This window comes from Candidatus Poriferisodalis sp., from assembly GCF_965237655.1.
GTDB lineage: Bacteria > Actinomycetota > Acidimicrobiia > Acidimicrobiales > Poriferisodalaceae > Poriferisodalis.
Genome location: NZ_CBDEGB010000001.1, coordinates 543494 through 557203, shown reverse-complemented (window position 1 = coordinate 557203; position 13710 = coordinate 543494). Strand labels below are relative to the sequence as shown.

Here is a 13710-nt window from a genome sequence, read left to right as displayed (position 1 = left end):
GCCCATGGAGTTCGGGCCCACGAAGTCGGGGCGCTGGCCGTACAAGCCGACAGCGATCTGGCGCAGGCTGGTTGCGGTTGTCGGCTTGGCGGCGTTCACCGCTCTGTGCGTTATGGCGCTGGTGGCGTTGGTGGCCATTGGCGCGGCTGTGGGGGCGCTCGTGCTCGAAGCGCTCATCGGATGAGTGGCGGTGGGCTCGGCGAGGCGGCGGACGATGCCTATGCGCGCCGGCTCGAGGCGGTAGTGGCCGGGCACCGGGGCGAGGCTGCGGTCGCCGAGCGGCTGCTTTCTGATAGCGCGGCGGCCGTGCGAGCGGCGGCGCTCGGGGCACTGGCGCGCTGCGGTGAGTTGCAGGTCGCCCAGGTCAGGCGGGCGCTGGGGGATGAGGCAGCGGCGGTGCGGTGCCGTGCTGCGGAATTGGCACCGGTCGAGGTCGAGCTTGTGCGGCTGCTGAGCGATCCGGATGCGTCAGTGGTGGAGGCTGCGGCGGCTGCGCTCGGCGAGCGTGACCGGGATCCTGGGCCGGTTGAGGAGCTGTGCCAGGTTGCCCGTGGACACGATGATCCGCTGTGCCGTGAGAGTGCTGTCGCGGCGCTGGGTGCGATTGCCGCGGGCTTGGATGCTGATGCTGACGCTGACGCAGGCCCCGATGCGGCTCAGGCGATGGCGCTCGAAGTCCTGTTGGCCGCCATGGAGGATCGTCCTCAGATCCGGCGCCGGGCGCTGCTGGGCCTGCACCAGTTCGACGATGACCGTGCCGCCGACGCTGTGCGAGCGGCGCTCGAGGACCGTGACCGCCAGGTGCGAGCCGTCGCCGGCGAATTGCTCGGCGTGCCTGTCCACTGACAGCGCTGCCGAATTCGTGCCCTGCCTGACTGCTGACCTGCCACCAAGCCACTCGGCGCAACTGTCACGCAGCGGCCCAGCCCTGCCTCACCGCTGACCTACCGCACTGCGTCACCGGCCCGCCGACCCGCCATTCCTCACCGCAGACCCGCCGCTCTGCGTCGCCCAACTCCCGCCCAACCTCGCCGACCCGCCACTCCCCTCCCCACATGGTTGTCACACCCCGGTCGTACGGTTGTTCTCATGTTGAGAGACGGTTCGAGCGGTGCCCGCAAGGCCAGCATTCCCGGTACGTCCAGCGGCCAGCCGGGAATGCTCGCGTTGCGGCGGCTGGACGGGGGCGAGCTCTCGTTGTTGCGCCGCGATGGGCTCGTGGATGTGCTCGGGGACATCGAGCGGATGACGAACCGGTTGGCGGGCTATCGCGTCGAGGTGCTCGGCGCGCTGGACACGTTGAGTCGCTCGGGTGCTGCACCCGATGCAGTGCCGCACCTGACGTTGCGGGACGCCACGGGAGTGTCCGATCGCGAAGCGCGCCGGATTTGCCGAGTCGCGCACAAGACCCGTGGGCACGACACGGTGCTTGGGGCGCTCGCAGGCGGCGACATCAACCCCGCGCAGGCTGAAGCGATCTGCGACGCACGGGTCCCCGAGAACGTGCGCACCGAACTGGCCGCAGCCGCCACAGCAGAGGACACCGACCAAACACGGCGCCGTATCCGCGAAGCCGAGACGCTGCACGACATTGAGTCCCCGACTCAGCGGTTCATGCGCCAGCGGGCTGCGCGCGCGGCGGGTTGGGGACGCGACCACGATGGGATGCTCAAGCTGTGGGCACGATTCGATCCCGAGACTGGTGCCCGCATCGAAGCGGCGCTCGAACCGCTGCGCCGCGCTTATTGGAACGACGACAAGCGACAGCGCACTGGCCGGCGCACGCCCGCCCAGCGAGACGCCGACGCATTGGCGTATGCGCTGGCGGGCGTCACCCTCAGCGATGCTGACGGCCGAGCAGTCGCCGGGCTGTCTGAGGATGTCGCAGTGCCGCGGCTGCCGCCAGCGCAGATCAGCGTGCTCATCGGCCTCGACGCGCTGCGCGGCCAGACCGACGAAGCCGGCCTGACTGACGCCGGGACCGAACTGGCGCCCGACACCGTGCGGCGTCTCGCCTGCGACAACGAGATCATTCCCATCGTCTTGGGCGGGTCCGGCGGCAGCGCCGATATCGGCCGTGCACGACGCACCGTGCCGCTTCGGCTGCGAAGGCTGCTGATCGCACGCGACCGGCACTGTCGATGGCCCGGCTGTCACGTCCCGCCGTCACGCTGCGACGCCCACCACATCATCCACTGGGCAGCGGAAGGCCCCACCAACTTGGGCAACTTGCTGTTGCTGTGCCACACCCACCACCATCATCTCCACGAGTACGGGTATCGGCTCGTCCCCGGCCCTGACGGCGTCTGGACCCCAATCCGACAAACCGCTCAGCCACGACCCGCTAGTCCGCAGCACACTGCCCGGCAGCCGCGAGCCCCCTGACCCCACACTCGGGGCAGGCACCTCAGAATGCCGCGAGCCCGCGCCCACGCCCACGCACCGACGCCCACCCCACAGGGCCGAAAGCGCGTCTAGCCACGGGTGCTGAGGCGGTCTCGCAGTTCTTCCACGAAGCGTGTTGCGTCGTAGAGGAGTACTTGGCGCAGTCCGCGGGCGTCTGCGCCGACGTCGCTGCGTCCGTAGAGACGGAGCGTGCGCAACGGACCGCCGCCGACTGGCTCGGAGATGTCCATGCCGAGGCGGGGCACGCCGGGCAGCGTGTTGCGATCGGGATCGACCGGCTCGATAAGTCCAGAGAGCTCCACCAGTAGCTCACGGCTCACGTCGCCGCCAGCGATTGCGTCCTCCAGCAGTGCGTGCAGGCGCAGCTGCGACAGCCATCCAGCCCGCGTGCCCGAGACAGGCTGCGTGCGCGAGTCGGGCTGCGTGCCCGAGACAGGCTGCGTGCCCGAGACAGGCTGCGTGCCCGAGACAGGCTGCGTGCCCGAGACAGGCTGCGTGCCAGCGGCGAAGCTTGCCCAGTCGGCGGCGAAAGCGTCCATCACAGCGGACTGGCCGGCCGTCCACGGCGGCGCCGGGTCGATGAACAGCTCTACCTGCGTCGGCAGTTCAAGTTCGGCAGCCAGGGTGGCGCGCCGCACCACGGTCAGGTTCGGCGGCAGTTGTTCGAGCACACCGGTCACCCGCGGCTCGGCAACCTCGACCAGCACGTAGCGGCAACGTCGGTCGGCGACCGCGTCGGCGATGTCGAACACAGATGCAGACAGGTCGAGCACCTCGATCTCGCCCACGTCGAGGTCGAGCATCGCCGGCACCGTCTCACGGGCCGCGCCCGCCACATGGGCCGCTGCCGCAACCTGACGGCCGAGGTGTGAGCCGTCCACCACGACGCACCAGGTCGCCCCCGGACCGCTCGCTCGGAATCGGTCCAGCAGGGCCACCGTGGTCAGCTCCACCGGCGTTGTCGATGTGAGTACCCAGGCCAGGTCCTCACCGCCGAGCGTGGCCACCGCGGGCACGGCCGGAAGGGGCAAGTTCGTGAGCGAGACGTCAGACGGGACTTCGGAGGGAGTGCCGGACGAGGTGTCGGAGATGTCGACAGACGGAGCGTCGGATGTGTCAATGGACGAGGTGTCGGAGATGTCAGCAGACGGCGTGCCAGGCGGGCCAGCAGACGGCGTGCCAGGCGGGCCAGCAGACGAGGTGCGACGAGGCCGAGGCCTGGTGAGCTCGGCCGTGTCGACGCCCGCGCTCACGTAGGCCAGCGCTGCTATGTCCCACCCCTCGAGCGCGGCAGCGGCCGCTTCAACATCGCCTAGGTCCCTCACCGACAACTCGACCGAGTACAGCTGCGCTACCCCGCCACGAGCATTGACCCCAGCCCAGTAGGCCTGCACGCCGGCGAGCGCCGCACGATCCGCCCCGGCGCCTGGGCCCGATAGGTCAACCAACACACCCAAGGTCAACGTGCCTGCGTCGAAGCCGTCGGCGGGAGCCGGTTGCGGCGGGAACGTTGGCGCTGGTTCAGAAGGCGATCCCGAGCAGCCCGCGACCGCCAGCAACAGCACCGCCAGACCCAGCGGTGCCATGAACGTGCCTCGGCCAACCAACTTTGCTGCTGCCAAGCACGCGTCCCGGCGCACTCGCACTGCTCTCAACCGTGTAGCGCGACCCACCGACTCAGCCGCAGCCACGCAGGCGCTGGAGCGTGTCACACCCCCGCGAAAGAGTGATCCCATGAGCACAACCAACCAGCGGACGCCACCGCTGCGGACGGTCCGCTATCGGCCGGGAATGGTGTGCGAGGCGTGCAGCGCTTCGAAGTTCTCGAGCGCTCGGCCCGCACCCAGCACCACCGTCTCAAGCGGCGACTCCGACCGCAGCACCGGCACCCGAGCCTCAGATGCGATGCGCTGGTCCAGCCCCCGCAGCAGAGACCCGCCGCCGACCATCAGGGCACCGGTGTGAATGAGGTCCTGTGCCAGCTCCGGCGGCGCCTCGCCCAAGCACTCCAGCACGGCCTCCACGATGAGCTCCACCGTGTCTGCCAGCGCCGATCGCACCTCGGTCGGTGTGATGAGGAACATGCGGGGCAGCCCCGTTGTCAGGTCGCGCCCCTTCACTTCGGCGTCGAACTTGTCGTCGATCGGCCACGCCGACCCGATGCTGATCTTCAGTTCCTCGGCAGTGCGCTCGCCGATGGCGATGCCGTGCACACGTCGTGAGTAGTTCATCAGTGCAGTGTCGAAGTCGAACGACCCCACCCGCACCGCACGCAGCGACACCATGCCGCCTAGCGACACCATCGCAACCTCGGCGGTGCCGCCACCGATGTCGATCACCAGCGAGCCGGTGGGCTCGTGGATCGGCAGGCCGGAGCCGATGGCCGCGGCGATCGGCTGCTCGATGAGCCGGACGTCGGACGCACCAGCTCGACGCGCAGCCTCGATCACCGCACGCCGTTCCACCGGCGTGATGAGCGACGGCACGCAGACAGCAACACGGGTCCGGCCGAAGCGGCCGACACCGACGCCCTGGAGGATGAGCCGGATCATCCGCTGGGTGATGTCGAAGTCAGTGATGGCACCGTGGCGCAGCGGTCGTGCAGCGATGATGTAGCTGGGCGTGCGCCCGATCATCTGCCACGCTTCGCGCCCGACCGACAGCACGTCGCCCGAACGTTCATTGAGCGCGATGACCGACGGCTCGTTGAACACGATGCCGCGTCCCCGCTCGTACACCAGCGTGTTCGCGGTGCCGAGATCGATCGCCAGGTCACGAGGCAGGACGACGCCTTTGGTTGCGAGATGTGACCCGTTCGTTGCGTGGCGGCACGATTGGAGTCTGGATCGCCACGAGCCGCACTGTGCCCTCGAATTGGGGCGCAGCCTGCGGGGGCGCCGGAGCTGTGGGGGCGGGCAGAGGAGTGCCGACTGTGCTGTGTACGCGGCGGTCGGCATCACGACGGACGGCACCGCGGCGCACGGCACCACGACCAACGGCACCAGGACCAACGGCACCGCGGCGCACGGCACCAGGACCAACGGCACCGCGGCGGCTGGCATCAGGACGGTCGGCATCAGGACGGCCATCGGATGCCGGGCTTGAGACAGGCCGTCGATGCTGATCTTGGTCTCGGCCGCTCCCCTGTGCGGGTAGGAGGCGAACGCTGGAACCCGGCGGCCGTATCGAGCGCGGCGACGGCTGCGTCGCATCGGCCAGCGACCGTGCAGAGCCGACCCTTGGTTGCGCTGAATGAGCCCGCGACTGTGCAGAACCGAACCCTGGCTGGGTTGAACTGGCCGGAGACTGGGTTGAACTGGCCAGAGACTGGGTTGAACTGGCCAGAGGCTGGGTTGAACTGGCCGATGGCTCCGTCTTTCGGGCCGGTGGTTGCCGGGCTTCGGGTCGTCGGCCGGGTGCATGCGTGCGTGCATCCCGTCGCTGCCAAGCGGGATCGTCAAGCTCGGCGCTGAATGGTGGCAGCAGCGGCAACGAGTACTCGCGCTCGATCAGCCGGACGCTGGCAGTCGTGGCCTTGGGGCGAACTACGCCGATTGTTGTCTCGGGCCGTTGGGTGCGCTGCCGACGCCGGCCGCGCCGTTGCCTTCTGCCCCCATCGTTCCCAGCCGTCCCAGCGTCAAACGCCGCGCCGCCCGCCAACCCACCGTCAGCCGCGCCACCCGCCGCCGCGCTTCTCGCCGCCTCGCCGCCAGCCGCGTCCCTCGCCGCAGCGCCTCTCGACGCAGCGCCTCTCGCCGCCGCGCTGTCCGCTGCGCCTCTTGTTCCCGCGTTGGCTGCCGCCGCATCAACAGCCGCATCGCTCGCGTCAGCCGGGTCAGCGCCTCGTGCGCCCCTCAGCCGCCGCATCATCTGCACCAGCCCCGGTGTGCCCAACGATCGCCCACCCGACGATCGGGGAGCAATCGACGCCAACCTCCGCCGGAACGGCTCGGTTTCGTCGTCGGTCACACGCTGGCTCTTCAAGCGGGCGCCCACGCCCAGCACAGCCATTCCCAACAACGGCACAACTATGGCGATAGCCAGAAACAGCAGCGGGCTCATGACCCGGGCACCTGCGCGACCGGCTGCGACTGCAAACCCCAGTCGGTTCCGCCGTCGTGATGCTCTTGCTTCCAGATCGGCACCGTGGCCTTCAAGGTATCGATACCGAACCGGGCGGCTTCGAATGCTGCATCACGATGCGGAGCCGAAGCGGCCACCACCACCGAGCTCTCGGTCAGGCACAGTGTCCCCACCCGATGCAACAGCGCCGCCTTGCGCACGCTCGGCCACCGCTGCCGCATCTCGGCAGCGATGTCGGCAAGCCGCGGCCCAACCTCCGACTCGTACGCCTCATAGACCAATTGCGTAACACCCGTGCGGTGCTCGGCGTGGTCACGGACCGTGCCCGAGAACAGCACCACCGCCCCCGCCTCCGGGTCGAGCGCCCAGTCATAAATGGCCGCGATCGGCAGCTCCTCGGGCGTCAATTCCACCCAAGTGTCGTGCTGTGGCGGCACCATCATCATCGCAAAGCGTAGGAGCGCCGGAGCCAGGCCGCGGCAGCCCACCCTCCGGCCACCAAAGCAGCCCCTGCGCCGACCAACATCGCGTGCTGGCGTTGGCGCGCATTGAGGTCGTCCCAGGGCATTCCGACGTCCGCAATCACGTACGCCTGGGCACTGCTGTAGCGGGGCGTCCAGCCCTCCGCACGGAGCCGATCGTTGGCCACCACCCAGCTATAGCGGGTGTACGGCAGCAGTCCCTCGGGGGCGGAATGGCCGACCCGGCTGGCCACGTAGCGGTCGAGCCGCTTGGGCAACGGCATGGGCAGGCGGATCTTGGGCCGGGCCCCCAGCAGGGCCCGCAGCTCGCCAGGCGACAGCCAGCCGTCGGGGGCCACGTTGAACACGCCCGACAGGCGGCGCTGCGTGGCGAGCACAACGGCGGACCCCAGGTCGTCCAGGTGCAGGAACTGCACGGGCGGATCGTCGCTTCCAGTGCGAATGGGCGCTGCGGCAAGCATCGCCTCGCCGATCGGACCCCCGATGCCGCTCGAAACCACAGGCGCCGGCCGCAGAATCGCCACCGTGCGGGCCGGATCAGCATCACGCCAGTCCAGGACCGTGCGTTCGGCATCAGCCTGGTGCACGGCGAACGACGACTCGAGATTGGGCCGCACCGGCACGTCCTCCGAGATGGGCGTCGGATGGTTCGGCCACGCCCCGTAGACGGCGGCGCTCGACACCAGCGTCAGATGTTTGACCCCATCCGCAACTGCGAGTACCCGGCGCAGACGATCCGTGGTCACCTCACGGGTCAACCGCAAGTGCACCAGTACCTCGGCGCCGAACAGGTCAGCCCCGCCAGCCCCGCCAGCCCCGCCAGCCCCGCCAGCCGCTCCAGCCCCGCCAGCATCGTCGATATCCACGACCTCGTCGAAGGACCCAGCCAGCCACTGCAGCACCCGGGCGCCGATCACGCCGCCCGCGCCCGTCACCGCGATCCGTGGGGTCATATCCCTACGATGCCCCAGCCGGTGCGCCCAGCCCTACCATGCCCGATCCCAGCGACACCCCACCCCAGCGACACCCCATCCCGGCAACACCCTCGGCCGGTTCGCCCAGCCGTACCATGCCGTTGTGGCCCCTCCCGACGACGACGACAACCCGTTCTCGGGCATCCCGTTTCTCGGTGACATCGCCGCGCTCCTCGGCAATGACGCAAACCTCTGGGAAGGCGCCCGGCAGGCCGCCAACCAACTCGCCACCGGCGGCAAGCTCGAACACAACGTCGACCCAGTCGTCCGGCACCGCCTCAGCGAGATCAGCCGGGTAGCAGAACTGCATGTGGCCCATGTCACCAACCTCGATCCCACATCCGGCGGCCGTCCCCCACGCACCGATCCTGTCACCCGCTCGGGGTGGGCCAGCGACGCACTCGAAACCATCCGCCCCCTCATGGATCGCCTGTCCGAACGCCTGGCCAGCGACCAAGAACATGGTCAAGAACACAGCATGGACCCCTTCGCCGGCCTGCTCCGCATGATGAGCCCGATGACCGTGGCCATGACCGCCGGCATGATGGCCGGCCACCTCGCCACCAAGGCATTCGGCAACTCGGACCTCGGGGTGCCCCGCCAGCACGACCGAGTGCTTATCGTGCCCGCCAACATCACCGACTTCGCCGGCGAATGGAGCCTCGACGTCGACGACGTGATGCTGTGGGTCGCCATCCGGGAGCACGCCATGCACTCGGTGCTGTCGGTGACACACGTGCATGCCGAGCTCGACAGGCTGCTGCACCGCTACGTGGACGGCTTCCGCCGCAGCGAGCCCACCTTTGACGACCTGGACCTCGACCTCACGGCGCTCGCCGACAGCGCGGACGCATCCCAGCAGATGAACACGCAGCTGCAGCGCATCTTCGGCAACCCCGAGCTGCTGCTGGGCGTGTCACGAGACGACAGCCAAAACGACACCGTACAACGGCTCGAGACGCTGCTGAGCGTCGTCCACGCCTATGTCGATGATGTGGTCGCCCAGGCGGGGCCCCGGCTCATCGGTGGCTTCGGCGCACTGAGCGAGGCCGTGCGGCGACGCCAGGTTGCCGCGCAGGGAACGGACTTCGCAGATCGGCTGCTGGGAGTGCGGCTGAGCGCCGAAGCCCGCGACCGGGGCGACAACTTCGTTGCCGGCGTGATCGAGCGAGCCGGCCGGGAGGGCTTGGCCCGCCTGTGGGAACAAGGGGCGCTCCCGACACCCAACGAGCTTGCGGCGCCCGGCCTGTGGCTAGCCCGCCTCGACCTGCCGCTCTAGCCCGACGTTCTTGCGCCAGACCTGCTTGCGGCGCCCGGCCTCTGGCTGGCCGGCCTGTGGCTAGCCCGCCTCAACCTGCCACTTGACCAGTTACCACGGCTAGTCACGACGTCTGATTCTTGCGGCGGATACGGGTCCGCACACGGGTGGCGATGATCTCCGAAGGAGGACGCCGGCCCCGAGCCAGCGCCCACAGCCCCCCGAGGTAGAGAACTACCGCCACGGTGGCGGCGATGCCTAGCAGCATCACCCCGGCCCGCAGCGGCAGGATGCCGTTCGGCGTAACCACCGGCACCAGCGCGCCGATCACCCACATCACCTGGAAGCGGGTCTCGAAGCGGGCAAACGTGCGGCCATGATCCACAGGCAGCTCGTCGCGCTGCACGATCGCGTCGAAGCACAGCTTCCCCAGAGCGGACATGAGTCCGATCACCATGGCCAGCCCCAGCACCGATACCCGATCGGGCGCCGTCACCACATAGAACGACCCAACGGCTGCCAGCAGAAGAGTGCAGGCGAGCAGGGCCTCCTCACGGATGCGGCGACGCAACCAAGGCGCGGAAACGGCGCCCACCAGCTGGCCGACAGCACTCGCCGTGAACATGAAACCGAACCACCACGGCGCCGCATCGTCGGTGCGCAGCCAGAACGCAATAAGAAACAGCGTGAAGCCGGTCATGGCACGCACGACGCCCATGGCCGAGCCCGCCAGCAGCATCCCGCCCCGTCGCGTCGCAGCGGGAGCCTGTCTCGGCACCGCCGGCGGGCCTGGCTGCGGACGCCCACCCGGGTCGCTGCCGACTCCGATGCCCCCTTCGATGTCCCCCTCGTCACGCCATGGCCCCGTGTAGAGCTCTGATGGCCTTCGCCAACGGGGACCGAGCGGCTCGGAATACGGGTCGCTGTGGGGACGGTCGTGACGAGGCGCCGGTCCCGGTTGAGGCACCTGAGGCACATGGCCCGCCTCGCCGGGGTGTGACCGCGGCGGCCGCACAGCCGTGCGGGGCAGCCGGGCAGCGGGGAACGTCATCAGCACGAACACCACCGACGCCAGCACCAGCACCCAGCGCGAAGAGATCAAGCTCAACAGCACGCCCGGCCCAGCGGCAAGCGCACCCCCCAGCCCGCTCAGCAACATCAGCTTCGAGTTCGCCTCCACCAGGTCGCGTTCTTCACGCACCAGCCCCGGCACCACCGCGCTCTTAGCCACGTGGTACGTCTTGCCCGCCACCAGCGCACCGAACGCCTCGGGGAACAGCAGCAGCGAGTCGAGGTGGCGCACCATCAGCAGCGCCAGGACTGCACGGGCAATACCGGCACCAATGATCATGCTCCGGCGCCCGCCGCGGGCACGATCCACCAGCGGCCCAATAAGCGGCCCGACCAAGGCGAACGGCGCCATGGTCACCAGCAGGTACAACGCCACCTTGGGCCGCGCAGCAGCCGGATCCAAGTTGAAGAACAGCGACCCGGCCAGCGCAATCGCAATCAGCGCATCGCCTGCGGCGGACAGCAGGTGCGTGCGGGCGAGCCAGGTGAACGGTTGCATCAGCCCGCAGTCATAGGGGGCTCATGAGGCGTCGGGCCTCGCCGCAGTCCGCTCGTAGCGATAACCCAGACCGCGGATGGTTGTGATCCGCTGCGGATTCGACGGATCGTCCTCGATTTTGGCCCGCAGCCGCTTCACATGAACGTCAATCGTCTTGGTGTCGCCGATGTAGTCGTAGCCCCACACGTTCTGCATGAGGCTGTCGCGGGTCACCACCCGGCCGGCGTTCTGCAGCAAGTAGGCCAGCAGCTCGAATTCCTTCAGCGCCAGGGTCACCAGCTCGCCGCCCACCCGCAGCTCATGTCGATCGATGTCGAGCGCCACGTCGCCCTCGATCAGACAGGTGGTGTCGCCCTCGGGCTCGACCGGCTGGCCCGAAGCGCGCCGCAGCACCGCCCGCATGCGAGCCACCAGTTCGCGCAGCCGGTACGGCTTGGTGACATAGTCGTCGGCACCCACCTCCAGGCCCACGACGGCATCGATCTCCTCGCCACGAGCGGTCACCATGATGAGCGGCACCCGTGACGACTTGCGGATTTCCCGGCAGACATCCAAGCCCGACATGCCGGGCAGCATCACGTCCAGCAACACCAGATCGGGCTCGGACTCGCTGATCTCGGCCAGGGCGGCGCGGCCGTCAGCGGCAGTGCGCACCTCGAAGCCCTCGCGCCGCAAGCCCACGGTGAGGGCCTCGGTGAAGGACGGCTCGTCGTCTACGACCAGTATCGATGTCGTCATTGTCCTGCCTGGTTGCCTCAAGGGTTCTGTCAAGAGTCTTCGGGAGCGGGGAATCTCAGTGTGAACGTGGTGCCGACGCCCTCACGCGTATGCAGCATCACCTCGCCGCCATGATTGGCAACCACGTGGCGCACGATGCTCAGGCCCAAACCGGTGCCGCCCGTAGCACGGGCACGAGCTTTGTCGACCCGGTAGAAGCGCTCGAATACCCGCTCGGTCTCATCGGCGGGAATGCCGATGCCCTCGTCGGCAACCACGATGTCCACCCATGTCTTGGCTGCCTCGGATGCGTCAGCTGCGTCATCCAGATCATCCAGATCATCCAACGAGTCAGCCGCATCCAACGCCCCAAATGCATCCGGAGGCCCGATCCGAGTCACCGCCGCGTCCGCATCGGCCAGCACCGCTGACGGCGGCCCGTCGTCGACCGAACGGGGAGCCACGCTCAACCGCACCTCCGAACCGGGGTCGCTGTACTTGATGGCGTTGTCGACCAGATTGCCAACCGCTCGCAGCAGCTGCCCCCGATCGGCGTGCAGCGCGATGCCCTGATCATCGTCTTGATCAACAGCCGGCCGCACCAGCGCCACGTCGTGCTTGCGGGCGTGCTCGGAGTACTGGTGTGCCACCTCGCTCAGCAGCGGCACAACCGGCACCGATTCCCGCCGCATGGAGCCCTCCAGCTCGACCCGGCTCAGCTCCAGCAGGTCGTCGATGATGAGTCGCACCCGCTCAGCCTCGGCACTGATGCGGTCGACGAGCCGGGTGCGCACCTCCGCATCGCCCTCTTCGGCCAGCGTCTCGGACAGCAGCGCAATGGCGCCCACCGGCGTCCGCAGCTCATGGCTCAGGTTGGCCACGAAGTCACGGCGCACGTGGTCGACCCGCGCACCCTCAGTCCGGTCCGCAATCACCGCCACTGCGCCCAGAGCGTGACGGTCGCTCGCCACGGGGTGAGCGCTGATCTCGATCACCCGCGGCGGCGGACCGGTCAGCTTCACGATGCGGGAGCGAGCGTGCCCGTCCCGGGCCGCCTCGAGCAACTGGGTCACCCCTGCGCCAACCAGTGCCATCGCGTCGCGGGCCGACATCATCTCGTCGGCCAGCGCATTGCTGGCACAGACAGTGCCGTCCTCGTCCACCAGTACCACGCCCACCGAGAGCTCGTTCATGGCCAGCTGCCAGCGCGCCCGGTCCCGCTCAGCCAGGTTGGCCGTCATGGCAGCTGTCGTGGCAACCGACTCCAGATGGGTGATCCAGTCATCCAGGCCGTAGTCGTCGAGACGTGGTTCGCCGGGACGCGGCCCGTCGGGCTCGCCCTCACCAGAAAAGCGGTGCACCACACGGCCGAGCCGCTCGGAAGCCGACGTCCGCGCCCGCACGCCGATGATGACAACCAAGATCAGCGCAAGCGCAAGCGCGGACGCAGCCGCCACCAGCGCAGCGATCACAGCGTCTCGCCCTGCTCCCGTCGGGCCCGGGCCCGGTTGGCCCCCATATGTTCGGGCAACTGGCCGGTCACCAGGAACTCGACGCGCTGGGCGATGTTGACGGCGTGGTCGCCGATGCGTTCGTAGAAGCGGCCCACCACGGCCAGCTGCACGGCCTGCTGGGTGTCGATCTGGCCCGCATTGCGTGATGCGAACACCGCGTCGAGGTACTGGCCGTGCAGGTCGTCGAGCACGTCGTCGACGTCGTTGAGCACTGAAGCCAATCCGGCGTCACGCTCGGCGAAGGCATCCATGGCCATGGCAGTGAGCCGCACCGCCTGCTCCCGCATCCGGTCGAGCAGGCCGCGCACCCGAGGCTCCAGCTCGGCGCCATGCAAGCGGACAACCGCCTTGGCGATGTTGGTGACCAGGTCGCCGCTGCGCTCGATCTCCGAGATCATTCGCAGGTCGGTCAGGATCGTGCGCAGGTCGACCGCCACCGGCTGCTGCAGTGCCAGTAGCTGCACGCACTTCTCCTCGACCTCCAGACTGAGCAGGTCGAGTTCGTCATCGGCGGTGATGATCTGGTCGGCCCCGCCGATGTCGCCCGCGAGCAGCGCTGCGGTCACTGCGGAGATGCCCTCGGCCACCATGCCGCCCATCTGCACGAGATCGGCACGAACCTCGTCCATCAACTGATGGAACTCGGTTCGTACTTCTTCGGTCATGGTTGCAGTGTGTCGTATCTGTGTCGCCTGGCTGGTGAGCG

12 protein-coding genes are annotated in these 13710 nt (G+C 68.7%); 4 read left to right on the top strand and 8 right to left on the bottom strand.

Annotated elements, in window-relative coordinates:
* The first annotated feature begins 4 nt into the window (after positions 1-4).
* The 3 genes from ACPXYO_RS02785 to ACPXYO_RS02775 all read left to right on the top strand — a co-directional run bounded on the left by ACPXYO_RS02785 (position 5) and on the right by ACPXYO_RS02775 (position 2385).
* Positions 5-184: a hypothetical protein gene (locus tag ACPXYO_RS02785; RefSeq protein ID WP_423916460.1), complete on the top strand. Its 180-nt coding sequence runs from the start codon at positions 5-7 to the stop codon at positions 182-184.
* Positions 181-846 carry a HEAT repeat domain-containing protein gene (locus tag ACPXYO_RS02780; protein ID WP_423916459.1) on the top strand — a complete coding sequence of 222 codons (666 nt, stop codon included), beginning with the start codon at positions 181-183 and terminating at the stop codon, positions 844-846. The genes ACPXYO_RS02785 and ACPXYO_RS02780 overlap by 4 nt, the downstream gene beginning before the upstream one ends.
* A gap of 243 nt (positions 847-1089) precedes the next feature.
* Positions 1090-2385, top strand: a complete 1296-nt coding sequence (locus ACPXYO_RS02775) for a hypothetical protein (protein WP_423916457.1) — start codon at positions 1090-1092, stop codon at positions 2383-2385.
* Between the two features lie 89 nt (positions 2386-2474).
* Here the strand turns inward: ACPXYO_RS02775 and ACPXYO_RS02770 are convergent, their stop codons facing one another.
* The 4 genes from ACPXYO_RS02770 to ACPXYO_RS02755 all read right to left on the bottom strand — a co-directional run bounded on the left by ACPXYO_RS02770 (position 2475) and on the right by ACPXYO_RS02755 (position 7924).
* On the bottom strand, positions 2475-4028 hold the full coding sequence (locus tag ACPXYO_RS02770) for an ABC transporter substrate-binding protein (protein ID WP_423916455.1): 1554 nt from the start codon (positions 4026-4028) through the stop codon (positions 2475-2477).
* Between the two features lie 156 nt (positions 4029-4184).
* Positions 4185-5189: a rod shape-determining protein gene (locus ACPXYO_RS02765; RefSeq protein WP_423918647.1), complete on the bottom strand. Its 1005-nt coding sequence runs from the start codon at positions 5187-5189 to the stop codon at positions 4185-4187.
* 1275 nt (positions 5190-6464) lie between these two features.
* On the bottom strand, positions 6465-6932 hold the full coding sequence (locus ACPXYO_RS02760; RefSeq protein WP_423916453.1) for a molybdenum cofactor biosynthesis protein MoaE: 468 nt from the start codon (positions 6930-6932) through the stop codon (positions 6465-6467).
* Positions 6932-7924: an NAD-dependent epimerase/dehydratase family protein gene (locus ACPXYO_RS02755; RefSeq protein WP_423916451.1), complete on the bottom strand. Its 993-nt coding sequence runs from the start codon at positions 7922-7924 to the stop codon at positions 6932-6934. Before ACPXYO_RS02755 ends, ACPXYO_RS02760 begins: the two co-directional genes overlap by 1 nt.
* Positions 7925-8048: 124 nt before the next feature.
* On the opposite strand from ACPXYO_RS02755, the gene ACPXYO_RS02750 reads away from it, so the two are divergent.
* Positions 8049-9224, top strand: a complete 1176-nt coding sequence (locus tag ACPXYO_RS02750; RefSeq protein ID WP_423916449.1) for a zinc-dependent metalloprotease — start codon at positions 8049-8051, stop codon at positions 9222-9224.
* A gap of 103 nt (positions 9225-9327) precedes the next feature.
* Here the strand turns inward: ACPXYO_RS02750 and ACPXYO_RS02745 are convergent, their stop codons facing one another.
* The 4 genes from ACPXYO_RS02745 to phoU are packed head-to-tail and all read right to left on the bottom strand — an operon-like array spanning position 9328 to position 13669.
* Positions 9328-10773, bottom strand: coding sequence for an MFS transporter (locus ACPXYO_RS02745; RefSeq protein ID WP_423916448.1), 1446 nt, complete (start codon positions 10771-10773; stop codon positions 9328-9330).
* Between the two features lie 21 nt (positions 10774-10794).
* Positions 10795-11511 carry a response regulator gene (locus ACPXYO_RS02740; protein WP_423916447.1) on the bottom strand — a complete coding sequence of 239 codons (717 nt, stop codon included), beginning with the start codon at positions 11509-11511 and terminating at the stop codon, positions 10795-10797.
* 29 nt (positions 11512-11540) lie between these two features.
* A complete protein-coding gene (locus tag ACPXYO_RS02735) occupies positions 11541-12962 on the bottom strand; it encodes a sensor histidine kinase (protein WP_423916445.1) in 1422 nt (473 codons plus the stop codon).
* Positions 12959-13669: a phosphate signaling complex protein PhoU gene (gene phoU, locus ACPXYO_RS02730; RefSeq protein WP_423916444.1), complete on the bottom strand. Its 711-nt coding sequence runs from the start codon at positions 13667-13669 to the stop codon at positions 12959-12961. Before phoU ends, ACPXYO_RS02735 begins: the two co-directional genes overlap by 4 nt.
* Positions 13670-13710: the final 41 nt, after the last annotated feature.